At 34.4% G+C, this 11412-nt stretch carries 9 protein-coding genes; 4 read left to right on the top strand and 5 right to left on the bottom strand.

From position 1 onward, the window contains the following. Positions 1 to 348: 348 nt before the first annotated feature. The 4 genes from ACFFVB_RS13770 to ACFFVB_RS13755 all read left to right on the top strand — a co-directional run bounded on the left by ACFFVB_RS13770 (position 349) and on the right by ACFFVB_RS13755 (position 6312). Positions 349 to 3129, top strand: coding sequence for a hypothetical protein (locus tag ACFFVB_RS13770; RefSeq protein WP_382383602.1), 2781 nt, complete (start codon positions 349 to 351; stop codon positions 3127 to 3129). A 441-nt stretch (positions 3130 to 3570) separates the two neighbouring features. Next, positions 3571 to 4551, top strand: a complete 981-nt coding sequence (locus tag ACFFVB_RS13765; protein ID WP_382383600.1) for a TRAP transporter substrate-binding protein — start codon at positions 3571 to 3573, stop codon at positions 4549 to 4551. 1 nt (position 4552) lies between these two features. Continuing rightward, positions 4553 to 5017 (top strand): TRAP transporter small permease, encoded by a 465-nt coding sequence (locus ACFFVB_RS13760; protein WP_382383599.1) that lies wholly within the window; start codon positions 4553 to 4555, stop codon positions 5015 to 5017. Further along, the gene (locus ACFFVB_RS13755) at positions 5017 to 6312 is read left to right on the top strand and encodes a TRAP transporter large permease (protein ID WP_382383597.1); all 1296 of its coding nucleotides are present in this window, start codon (positions 5017 to 5019) and stop codon (positions 6310 to 6312) included. The genes ACFFVB_RS13760 and ACFFVB_RS13755 overlap by 1 nt, the downstream gene beginning before the upstream one ends. 197 nt (positions 6313 to 6509) lie before the next feature. Here ACFFVB_RS13755 and ACFFVB_RS13750 read toward each other — a convergent pair whose 3' ends face one another. The 5 genes from ACFFVB_RS13750 to ACFFVB_RS13730 all read right to left on the bottom strand — a co-directional run bounded on the left by ACFFVB_RS13750 (position 6510) and on the right by ACFFVB_RS13730 (position 11404). Further along, the gene (locus tag ACFFVB_RS13750; protein WP_382383596.1) at positions 6510 to 7337 is read right to left on the bottom strand and encodes a hypothetical protein; all 828 of its coding nucleotides are present in this window, start codon (positions 7335 to 7337) and stop codon (positions 6510 to 6512) included. Between the two features lie 82 nt (positions 7338 to 7419). Continuing rightward, the gene (locus tag ACFFVB_RS13745) at positions 7420 to 8649 is read right to left on the bottom strand and encodes an aromatic amino acid transporter (RefSeq protein WP_382383594.1); all 1230 of its coding nucleotides are present in this window, start codon (positions 8647 to 8649) and stop codon (positions 7420 to 7422) included. Positions 8650 to 8990: 341 nt separating this feature from the next. After that, entirely contained in the window at positions 8991 to 9422 is a 432-nt protein-coding gene (locus ACFFVB_RS13740; protein ID WP_382383593.1) for a DUF6789 family protein, read from the bottom strand. A gap of 106 nt (positions 9423 to 9528) precedes the next feature. After that, positions 9529 to 10068 carry an RNA polymerase sigma factor gene (locus tag ACFFVB_RS13735; protein WP_382383591.1) on the bottom strand — a complete coding sequence of 180 codons (540 nt, stop codon included), beginning with the start codon at positions 10066 to 10068 and terminating at the stop codon, positions 9529 to 9531. 367 nt (positions 10069 to 10435) lie between these two features. After that, positions 10436 to 11404, bottom strand: coding sequence for an alpha/beta fold hydrolase (locus ACFFVB_RS13730; RefSeq protein ID WP_382383590.1), 969 nt, complete (start codon positions 11402 to 11404; stop codon positions 10436 to 10438). Between the last annotated feature and the right edge of the window lie 8 nt (positions 11405 to 11412).

The following is an 11412-nucleotide window of genomic DNA, read 5'->3' as shown; positions in this document are numbered from 1 at the left end:
AGCTTGAGGTTCGCCTCAAGCTTTTTTTATGTCTAACCTTTTTTAGATCTTCCCTTTAATACTTGTGTTTTAAAAAAAATTATGGCTAGAATATAATCGGGAATCTAAGTGGCTTCTTCTTTTTAGTATGGGTTTTGTTTTAGAACGATATGGTGAAGTATATGCAATTAACCTACTCTGCGTTATGGTCTTAATATCCTGTATGCCTATACAGCTAAATTATTTGTATATTCAACAAGCTACTTTGTAACCTGCTCATAACGTATAAAAATGGCATGTTTTAGCCTAACTAAAATTGTTGCACATGTTTATTTATGCAAAAAAAATAAACGTTAGTGATTTAGAATAATGAAAAGAAACGAACCGCATAAAAAAGATGATAATCCATTAAAAGTATTTGGTTCAAAACTCATTCTAGTTGTGGCATTTCTTACTTTATTCTTATGCCTATTACCGGCATGTGTCAGTGCTCAAAACAACAACGAAGTACTCTCTAATGCGGTTTTGGCAGAGAAAGTGTATCTCCAACTAGACAGAGACGTTTACACAACCGATAATACCATTTGGTTTAAATCTATTATTCTAAATGCCTACAGCCATGCGCCATCTACTTTTAGTGGTGTGTTGTATGTAGAGCTAATAAGTCCAGAAGAAACGATACGCGATAAAAAACTGATTAAAATAAAACACGGCATCGGACAAGGATTTTTTAATCTAGATAGTACCTTTAAAGAAGGCGTGTATCTTATTAGAGCATACACAGAATGGAATAAGAATTTTGAAACAGATTTCCTTTTCGAAGACTATATTCAAGTATTTAACACAGAACAAGATGATAATAAAGAAATACCAATACGTAACGTTACCCTAATAAAAGACCAGGCAAATAAAAATCGATTAAAAGCAAGTTTTAATCCGCTTGCTATAGACAGCGCACACAAAAATAAACTCACCGTTATTGTTACTCTAGGTGATAAAAAAGATACACTACTCGTAAAAAAAGGACAAGATAAAAAATATTGGATAGATTATCCGATACCCACCGAAAATCAGTTTGTAACCCTACAAATGCAAACAGAAAACAAACACAAGAAATCCAAAACCATTGTTTTAAACGAAGATTATTTAGATTTTCAATGCTTTCCAGAGAGTGGAGAATTAGTACACGGATTACCGAGTAAAATGGGATTTAAGACTTTAGATGCAAATGGACAAGGAAAAGAGGTGCAAGGCGATATTATAGACGAAATGGATGCTATTGTAACGACTTTTAAAAGTAATGCTCTAGGCATGGGAAGCTTTCTTATAGCTAAAGCCGATAGTACCAAAACATATTTTGCCCGATTAATGCCTCAGGCTTTAGAAAACGAAACCACATTATATCCTTTACCAGATGTCGCTTCTAGGGGGCATGTGTTGTCGGTGGAAAAGCATGGAAATAATATGCTTATAACAGCCTTGTCTAATTATAATAAAAATGACAGTATTTTCATTGGCCTTTCCTTTAGAGGGATGCATGTGTATAATATTAAGGTGAAATTAAAGGATGGTATTTTTAAGCTTTTGTTTCCCGCTACTAATTTACCCGAAGGTATAATTGCTTGTGTAATGAAGGATAATGTCATGCAACCTATTGCCGAAAGATTGTATTATAATGAAAACCCTAAAAACAGAATAAACATTGCGCTTTCAACCCATGAAAAGCGATATTCAAAACGGGAATTAACGCATTTAGAGATTACAACTACCAATTCTAACGGGGATAATATAAAAGCTAATACTTCTGTTCTTGTAATAAATAAGGAGCAAATGGGGCAGATGCAGTCTAAGCGTCAGAATATTTTATCTTGGTTTTTGCTTAACTCAGAATTAAAAGGACACATAGAAAATCCTGGGTTCTATTTTAATAAAAACATAAGTATGCATAGCCATTTAGATGCACTAATGTTAACACAAGGATGGAGAAAGTACCATTACGCAAAACTGTATAAAGCACTCCCCTTTAAGCCTGAAGCCAATCTCTCTGTTTCTGGGCAGGTGAGTAGTGTTTTTTCTAAGAAAAGGAAAAAAGAAGCAAAAATGACGATGATTACATTTGGCGAAAACAAGTCGTTTTATAATCAGACAGCCGACAGTTTGGGCCTGTTCAAATTCAATTTAAATGATGAATACGGAGAGCAGATGAAGCTATTGATTCAAAGTTCGAATGCGTCAGGAAAAAAGAAGGATTTCAATGTTTTGTTAGATGAAAAGAAATCTTATCCTGTGCATTTTAATCCTGTAAAAACGGTAGTGAAATTAGATAGTATCATCTATAAATTTGTCGAAAAGAATAGACAGCGAAAAGAAATAAACGATGAATTTTTTGTGCCATCCGACAATGTCCTTTTAGAAGAAGTGGAATTAACAGGATACAATCTTACTCCAGAACGAAAAAAAATAATGGAAAGATTTGGGGAGCCTGATGAGGTCATTAATGGTGATGATATCCGTGAAAAAGAAGAAAAATGGTCCTACGGACTCTATAGCGTGCTGCAATCTCGTTTTTCTGATAAAATTAATATACTTAGAGGTCCTGATGGAGCATTACGTGCCATTGTAAATACCACAAAAGAGCCTACTTTGGTAGTTATCGATGGTATTCCTGTTATGTATTACGATTACACGCACATAGCAGATATCCCTCCGAGTGAAGTTAGTAGTTTTGAAATTATTGAACATGCAAAGAACTTTGTTAGTCTCTTTCTTGAAGTCTACCCTGGAACAAAATTTCCGCCTACTTACGGAAATGTGATTGCCATATATACTTACGGTAAAAAAGGACTTTATGGCACAACGCGACCAGTAGGTATCATGCAATCTTCTATTCCTGTGTTTTCTGAACCTCTCGAGTTTTATGCCCCAAAATATGAAACTATCAAGTCTAGTGATTGGAATACACCAGATTTAAGAGCTTTAGTTCATTGGGAACCGATAGTTAAGACCGATAATGATGGAAAGGCGTCTACATCCTTTTATAATGCAGATAATGAAGGAGAAATGATGATTGTGGTAGAAGCCGTTTCCGAGAAAGGAGAAATTGGTTATCAGATAATCGACTATGAACTTACGGCTGCTAAAAATAAATGATTATAAAAAGGCTTCAGTTTTTGCAACTCCTTTGATGTTGAAGATTAGAAAACAGAAGGCGTGAAATAAGATTATGGTATTAAAAAGCACGCAACGAAAGTCAAACCATACAGCCATTAACTAAAAAATGGCCCAACATATAGAGGTCTAAATCTAGAGATAAATTTATGATTATTTAGACTCTAAAACTTAAAACTACTAAACCGTATAACTAAGCAGAGTAGTAAAACGGTTTACGCTCGGAATTACTTTAATATCGGTCATAATCGATAGTAAATGGGCTATAATTTATATCACTTCAAGTTAAATATTTATAGTATTGCTAGCACTTAAGGCATTTTGCTTTTCTGCTTGTAAAAGGTATCGAAGCACTTAAAAATTAAATTTTAGTGCTTTATAAGCTCAGTTGTGAAATTATAAAATCTGTAAGCATACAAATAGATGAAACAATTTTTTACTATAATATGGACGTGTTTGCTCTCTTCTTTTTTGGTAGGGTGTGGACAAATTTCTGAAACGCGTGTTGTAAAATTAGCACATGGATTAGATGTTAAACATGCGGTGCATTTATCCATGTTAAAAATGGGAGAAGATCTGAAAGAAATTTCAGGAGGGAAAATGGTATTGGAGATTTACCCAAATCAGCAACTAGGAACCGAACGGGAATGCCTAGAACTTATTCAGATTGGGAGTTTAGATATGACCAAAGTATCTTCCGGAGTAATGGAAAATTTTTCACCTAAAATGAAAGTATTCGGATTACCATTTTTATTCCGAGATCGCGAACATATTTTTAATGTTTTGGATGGTCCTATAGGAAAGCAATTACTAGACGGTGGAACAAAATACTGGCTTAAAGGTCTTGGGTATTATGATGCGGGAAGTCGTAGTTTTTACACCAAAGAGAATCCGATAAATAAACCAGAAGATTTAGCAGGTTTAAAAATTAGAGTGATGGAAAGTGTCACGGCTATCGAGATGGTAAAAAGTTTAGGAGGTTCTCCAACACCAATTTCTTGGGGAGAACTATACACTTCGCTTCAACAAGGTGTCGTGGATGGTGCAGAAAATAATCCACCTAGTTTTTATTTATCAAGGCATTACGAAGTTTGTAAATATTTTGCACTAGACGAGCATACATCTTTACCAGATGTTATTGTTGTAGGTACACATTTATGGGATAAACTATCTGAAGACGAGCGTGGTTGGATGCAAGAAGCAGTAGATAAATCTGTGGTATATCAAAGAATATTATGGGCTGCTGCAGAAAAAGAAGCATTAGAAGAAGTACAAAAAGCAGGGGTCACAATTATTCGTCCAGATAAAACGTTATTTTCAGAGCAAGTACAAGACGTTTACGAGCAATATAAGGATAACCCAGAAATGTATAGCTTAATTCAGAATATTAAAGAAACCAAATAATATGGCATTTAGAAACACAATAGATTCCATTTTAGGAAAAGTGCTAGTCGCTATAATGGGCATTATGGTCATTAATGTATTATGGCAAGTATTTACAAGATTTATTATAGGAACACCAAGCTCGTTTACCGACGAATTGTCGAGATATTTAATGGTATGGTTAGGGATTTTAGGAGCAGCTTATGTGTCTGGAAAAAATATGCATGTGGCCATAGACGTGTTACCGCAACGTTTTAGTGAAAGCATACAAAAACGATTACATCTGTTTGTATATGCTTTAATTATTGCTTTTGCCTTTGCAGCTATGGTTGTCGGTGGTTTTAGACTGGTGTATATTACCTATGTTTTAGAGCAACGTTCACCTTCGTTACAAATTCCTCTTGCAGCCGTTTATGCTGTAATACCACTTAGTGGAATACTTATTATTTTTTATAAAATTTCTGATATTATTAAATCTAAATCATAATGGAATATTTACCTGTAATCGTTCTAATTATAAGTTTTATAGCCTTGCTGTCTATTGGTACGCCTGTGGCATGGAGCATTGCTATATCTTCTGTATTAACTATGTTGGTTAGTATTCCTGCTTTACCTGCTTTTACTACTGTTTCTCAGCGTATGGGAACCGGATTAGATAGTTTTGCTTTACTGGCTATACCCTTTTTTGTGCTCTCTGGGCAACTCATGAACAAAGGAGGAATTGCACATCGGCTTATCGCTTTTGCTAAAACCTTGGTGGGTTCACTGCCAGGCGGATTAGCTTTAATAAATGTTATTGGTGCCATGCTAATGGGAGCAATTGCGGGTTCTGCAATGGCTTCAGCTTCGGCAATGGGAAGTATTCTAGGTCCAGAAATGGAGAAAGAGGGGTATTCGCGAGAGTTTGGTGCTGCTGTAAATATAACATCGTCAACGACAGGTTTAATTATTCCTCCGAGTAATGTGCTTATTGTGTATTCTCTAGCTAGTGGAGGTGTGTCTATTGCAGCTTTATTTTTAGCGGGATATATTCCTGGAATTTTAACGGGCTTGTTACTTATGGTAGTCGCGTCCTTATATGCTAAAAAGAAAAAGTATAAGTTAGGAGAGCGTAGTTCTTTAAGACAAGTGTTTAAAACGTTTATAGATGCCGTACCAAGTTTGTTTTTGTTGGTTGTGGTTATCGGGGGGATTGTTTCGGGTATTTTTACCGCTACAGAAGCTTCTGCTATTGCCGTGTTATATACCATGGTTTTAGGCTTTATTTATAAAGAAATTAATTTTAAAAATCTACCTGAAATATTATTAGAATCTAGTGTAACTACAGCAATTGTAATGTTACTTATTGGAGCTTCTATGAGTATGTCTTGGGTGATGTCTTACGAGAATATTCCTCAAGATATTAGCTCGGCCTTATTAAGTGCAAGTGATAATAAAATTGTTATTTTATTAATTATAAACTTACTGTTATTATTTGTTGGGATATTTATGGATATGACACCAGCAGTATTAATCTTTACGCCTATTTTCTTACCAGTGGTAACTAAATTAGGAATGGATCCGATTCAGTTTGGAATTATTATGGTATTAAATCTGTGTATCGGACTGTGTACACCGCCTGTGGGCTCCGTCTTGTTTGTCGGGGTGGGAGTCGCCAAAACGACCATTCAGAAAGTGATAAGGCCATTATTACCCTTGTTTTTAGCGATGATTTTTGCTTTGTTTTTAGTGACATTTTTCCCAGAATTAACACTGTGGTTACCAAGATTATTTGATTTATAAAAGTTTACTAATAGCTATTGATTTTGTTTTAAGTCTTCTCTTTGTAATGAAGATTGCAGGCTTTATGCGATCATTAATTTAATGATGAAAAGAATATAAATCAATAGCTATATGCTTTTAAAGTAATCGAAGTGCGCTTTTAAAATATAGGATTATAGCCGAAAGTAAATAAGAAAAGTAGGCGGACGTCTGTCCGATTAACGGACATATTTCTTATATCTTATTCGATAGGTTCGCAAAGCGGTCTCTAAATTTTTCGGACTCATATTAAAGTCGTCCAGGAGTAGTTTCTCAGAACCATTATTGTAGGTGTAAATCAAGTAGAAACTGATGGTTTTTCCTGAACCTTCCATGATGACTTCCTCATGTTTAATTTCTGCCCAACTTTTAAAGGTTGCCGTTGTGGTCTCAATACCTTTATTATCGATAATTAATTGAGGGGTGTTATTTAGAACTTGCTTCAGTTCTTTATATGCTAAATATGCACCAACCAAACTTAATAATGTTCCTACGATGTAACTATCAGATTTTAGTAGTAAAAAAAGTCCTGCGCTAAGGCCGATCAGCATAAGTATTAAATCGTAAGTATTCTTAAATTTTGAGAAATACACTCGTGTTCTAATAGGCAAGGAACGATCTTCAAAATACTCATCTTCTTTTTCAAATTTTTTAAGTAATACTTTCCATTTTGATTTGTCTGCTGCCGATTTTATTTCCGTTTTATTAAACCATTTGGTATCCGCCCAAATCAACCCATTTTCAATAGCACTTTTTTTTAATTCGTGAACATTTCTTACGTTTTCAAAAGCCCATAAACGCCATTTTGTAATAGCAAAACTCCAATACGTCCAAGCGAGTGCAAAGCCGAGTAAAAAGCTTATTCCAATGCTCCAATTCGGAATAGATTTTTCAGAAAATAGATATAAGGTAACTCCAGGAATTCCAAACATAATAAGCATCACAGGAAGATTAATAACTAAATGTCCTCTAGTGATTGCTTTATCTACAGATAGGTGTGTTTTCATTTTGGTATCTGCATTTAATTACGACTAACGCGTTGTTTTTAACTCCTTTCAGTTTTATTCATTTTTGAATTTAAAAGATAATCTACCATTTTGGTAAGTAATCTAACATCGATAAAATTTGACACACACCCACAAACACACTTGATGCTATAAAAAACAGTAAAAGACCATAGCCTCCGCGAACTTTGTAAATAGTTACCGTATTGGAACGTCTTAATTTTTTGACCACAAAAAAAGGTGCTATAAAGAAACCAAAAGTGACAACCAATCCCGCAAATCCTATGGCTGCTATAAATCCGTTAGGGATAAAGAAACTTATAATTCCTGGCGGTATAAACGTAATACAAGCCGATTTAAAACGTCCCTTTGCACTGTCTGTAAATGAGAATTTATCTGCTATATAATCGAACAGTGCCAAGCCAACACCCATAAATGAGGTGATAATCGCAAAGTTTGAAAATAGGTTTAATACAAAACTAATCATGTGAGTACTTTCGTCTTTTCCAAACGCACTAATTAAGTGACCAATATTTCCACCTGCTACGTTAATCGCAATAAATTCATGTCGAGAAATATTTCCGAAAGTCACAGTAAGAAATAAGACATACACAAAAAAGGTAATTAATGATCCCCAAAGCAAACTCCTCTTTATTATTACAGGATTTTTTCCGTAGAATTTATAGAGACTTGGAACAACCGTTGCTAAACCAAAAGATGTCATAAAATAGGGAAGTGCAGCCCATAGATAAGGGAGATATGCGGATTTTTCACCTGTAATATCGAATAACTTAGCCGTTTCTATTTGAATGGCAAAGCCCGCCATTGAAATGCTAAATGAAATAATCATCCCAAAAACTAAAATGGTAGAAATGCGTCCAACCATAGCGGTGCTTAACCAAACGATAAGTGCTAATAGGCTACCTAGCGCCAAGCTCATTACACCTTGCGTCCATGAATTCGATTTAAAAATATCCCATCCTAGACTTTCCATAACGATGTTACCAAAAGCACTAAAATAGGCATATAGCAATATATACATGAGGAATGCAATCGACAAACCAATTAAGATACTCCAGTTTTTACCTAATATTTTTTTAGAAATTGTATCAAAGCTTGCGCCTGGTGAAAACAGGAGATTAGCTTCCAATATATATAATGCAGATAGGTAATTTAAGAACCATAAAAATAATAGGCATACTAAACTAAGTACAAACCACATGCCTGATGAAACCACTGGTAAAGAGAATATTCCAGCACCTATAGTGGTTCCTGCTGTTATCATAATGCCCGTTAAGGCGGATTGATTTTTCATTAAAATCTTTTAAAGTATGAGGGATGAAATGTTTCCAAGTTCATACCTGAATTAATAACCTTTAAGTCAGTTTGATATTCCTTTTGTGAGTAACGACTAAAAACCGTCATAGTCTCGGTCTCTAAATGCTCAAAAAAAGATTCTTCAAATGTAACAAAACACAATTCATTATTCACTGTGAATTATAGTGCTTTTAAGGAGTAAAGTGTATAAAAAACAAAAACCGCCTTAAAAGACGGTTTTAAATTATGGATCTGTATTTTATTTAAGATTTGTACAACAACTACGAGTGTTGTACGCTGTCCTAATTTTTATTTTATACTGTTTTCGTTTTACAAGAATTATTTTGAATTATAAGATTCTCCAATAGTTTTTGCAACTGCTATTCCGAAAATAATATGTCCCATTAAACTACCAACTGCCATTAAAATCATTGGCCCTTCCATTTTTGGCATTGGCATTATAGTGCCCATTACTTTCATCATTATTTGAGCAAAAACAAATGCAATTATTCCAAATAGGGCTCCTTTTAAATATATATTCTCAACTTTTATTTTCGATGCCACCAAATAGGTGTAAATCACAGCAAAACCAATTCCTATCATGAAGTGCATTAGCCAACCGACAAAAACTGGCATTCCTAACATTCCTGCAAGCATGGTTGGTGGAGACATTTTTGGCATCCCCATTATTGGTGCTACCATCATTACTAAAGTCATTATAACTGTACCTATAATTCCTGCTAAAACTGATTTTTGAATTTTGTTGTTCATGATTTTTATATTTTAATAAATTAGAGTTGTCTTTAGTGACTAACTATATCTTTATACCAATACGTTGTAAAAATCACCCACGAAAAGAAAATATTTTTAATTTATTTTAAAAATTATCTTCTTCTTTTACTTTTTTTATCTGTTCTACACATTTATACTTCTGATTTTGAGCATTGTGCTTGGTTGAATAACCATATTCTTTTTGAATGTCTTCAATAGCTTTTTCTTTAAAAAACATATCGTGTATTAAGCCTTGACAATGTTTCGTTATTTTATGAATGTAAGTTTGAAGTTTGTCGACGTACGTTTTTTCGTTTTCGATGGCAAGGTTTATTTCTTCATAAAAGGTGTTGTCCATCAGGTCTGTATACTCCGTTTCTCGATTAGCCGTTCTTAACCGTTTAAGCCACATGTTTTTAGAAATGGCCATGATGTAGGTTTTTATGGAAGCCGTTAACTGAAAATCGTCTTGACGTAGTTTTCCCAGAAGTACAATCATAGTGTCTTGAAAAATATCTTCAGCATCGTCTGTTCGTCCGTTATTGTTTATTACAAAACGGTTTACCATTCCAAAATATGCTTTGTAGAGCTGTCCAAAAGCGTTGTTGTTTTCTCCCTTTAAGTCGTCTATTATTTCTGTTGTCATTTAACTGTCTGTTCGTTATCCACACCCGGTTGCTTAAAACCTGTCTTAACCATATTTAGATTGCCTTAAGTTCTCTTGAGAATACTCAAGAAATTCGAAGGAGCACTTCACTTTCAATTTTAATCAATATGGTTTCTAGTGATGTCGCATAGCCAAACGCTTACAATTTGGCAACTTAGTAAAGATACACAAAACTTCGAAGTTAGATTTAAGCTTGTTTTTATTCTAACTTACATAACTGTTAGATCCTTTAAAAATGATGTGTCAAGATCATATAGAACACGAAAACGCTTCTAAAAAACCGGTTGTTATTTATGGTCGTATTTAATATTCTAAGCTTACTCCAAGATTACAACAGAGATCTTTATTATTCGATGTTGTTCTTCGCTAAAAATTCTAAAATGAGTTTAGCAATATCTCTTGTTTTTTCTTCCGCTGCAAAATGGCCAGCATCCAACAAGTGTAATTCAGCATTTGGTAAGTCTTTTAAATAGGCTTCGGCACCTTTATGGTTGAATTTTAAGTCCTTTTTTCCCCAAGCAATTAATGTTTTCGGCTGATTTTCTCTCAACATGTGTTGCCATTTCGGGTAGCGTATTAAATTGGTGTTGTAATCTTGAAAAAGCTGCACCTGAATTTCTCTGTCTTTTTTGGAGGTTAGAAAAGCCAAATCGTGAGTCCACGCATCTGGACTTTGTGTATTGATGTTTGTCGAATCTAAATCAAATAAATATTGTTTATTAATTATAGCGTCTTCTCCGGTTAAATGATATAAGAAATCATGTTTGGCTTGAGATGTATCTGTTTGAGCCGTTCTAAAAAAATCTTGTCTTTTCGGTGTTAACCCTTCTAAGTAAGCATTCGCATTCTGAACAATTAAAGCCTGAGTGCGTTTCGGGTTGTTCATCATCATACGATAACCTACAGGCGCACCAAAATCTTGCATATACATAACATAGTGCCCTATTTGAAGCGTATCGATTAACTGCTCTGTATAAGCTGCTAATAAATCAAAGGTATAGTTTGTCGTTTTAGGATCTAAATGTGTACTGTAACCAGACCCTAAATGATCTGGTGCAATTACATGATAATGTGTCGCCAACATAGGAATTAGGTTTCTATACGAATGTGAGGACGATGGGTAACCATGTAACAAAACTATTGTCGGATTATTTTTATCTCCTGCTTCTCTATAAAACAGTTTAACACTATCAATTTCTGCATAATTATAGGTGGTCGCTGGTGGTAAAAAGAACGCTGTTTTATGCTGTTCTGATTTACTATTGCATCCAAATAAGGCTAGCGATACCAATAAGATTATTCCAAATTGTTTCATTTTGATAG

Source organism: Formosa undariae (assembly GCF_042427615.1).
In the GTDB taxonomy this organism is placed as follows: domain Bacteria; phylum Bacteroidota; class Bacteroidia; order Flavobacteriales; family Flavobacteriaceae; genus Formosa; species Formosa undariae.
Note: the sequence above shows the minus strand (reverse complement) of the source record. Positions and strands in the feature narration are given on the sequence as shown.

Bases quoted from the DNA above. Each gene is read 5' to 3' on its own strand.
- ACFFVB_RS13770 (WP_382383602.1), top strand. From the start codon at position 349: ATGAAAAGAAACGAACCGCATAAAAAAGATGATAATCCATTAAAAGTA.
- ACFFVB_RS13760 (WP_382383599.1), top strand. From the start codon at position 4,553: ATGGCATTTAGAAACACAATAGATTCCATTTTAGGAAAAGTGCTAGTC.
- ACFFVB_RS13730 (WP_382383590.1), bottom strand. From the start codon at position 11,404: ATGAAACAATTTGGAATAATCTTATTGGTATCGCTAGCCTTATTTGGA.
- ACFFVB_RS13755 (WP_382383597.1), top strand. From the start codon at position 5,017: ATGGAATATTTACCTGTAATCGTTCTAATTATAAGTTTTATAGCCTTG.
- ACFFVB_RS13750 (WP_382383596.1), bottom strand. From the start codon at position 7,337: ATGAAAACACACCTATCTGTAGATAAAGCAATCACTAGAGGACATTTA.
- ACFFVB_RS13765 (WP_382383600.1), top strand. From the start codon at position 3,571: ATGAAACAATTTTTTACTATAATATGGACGTGTTTGCTCTCTTCTTTT.
- ACFFVB_RS13740 (WP_382383593.1), bottom strand. From the start codon at position 9,422: ATGAACAACAAAATTCAAAAATCAGTTTTAGCAGGAATTATAGGTACA.
- ACFFVB_RS13735 (WP_382383591.1), bottom strand. From the start codon at position 10,068: ATGACAACAGAAATAATAGACGACTTAAAGGGAGAAAACAACAACGCT.
- ACFFVB_RS13745 (WP_382383594.1), bottom strand. From the start codon at position 8,649: ATGAAAAATCAATCCGCCTTAACGGGCATTATGATAACAGCAGGAACC.